Below are 377 nucleotides of genomic sequence, written 5' to 3' on the forward strand. Positions count from 1 at the left end.
GTCGACACCTCCGTGGTCGAAGGCGACAAGATCGACTGGCAGATCACCGGCGTTGTCGATGACGGCACCGACCTGGCGATCAGCTGGACGGCCACCTACGAAGGCGTGGGCGTGAACCCCTGTAACGCCACCGCAGGTGCGGGCGCCCCGGTGTTCTTCGCCGACGGCAACGGCAACCTGAGCATCCTGCGCGCCTATGCGCAGGGCGGCGACTACATCATCGGCACCAACCCCGATGCGGCCGGCCAGCCCGGCAGCGCGGTCGGCGTCTCGGTGGACAACACGACTTGCTCCGGCAACGTGGCGACCACGGTGGTGCCGGTCGAGACCGTCGATGCCGAGTTTGGCCGCGTGGCCATCCAGGGCAAGCCGCGGCT

At 68.7% G+C, this 377-nt stretch carries 1 protein-coding gene; it reads left to right on the plus strand.

Features of this window, described 5'->3' with window-relative positions; translation table 11 throughout:
- On the plus strand, nt 1-377 hold a 377-nt coding region (locus G6N75_RS03065; protein ID WP_206202892.1), incomplete at both ends, for a hypothetical protein.

The sequence above is a fragment of the Thioalkalivibrio sp. XN8 genome (assembly GCF_011058255.1).
Classification (GTDB): domain Bacteria; phylum Pseudomonadota; class Gammaproteobacteria; order Steroidobacterales; family XN24; genus XN24.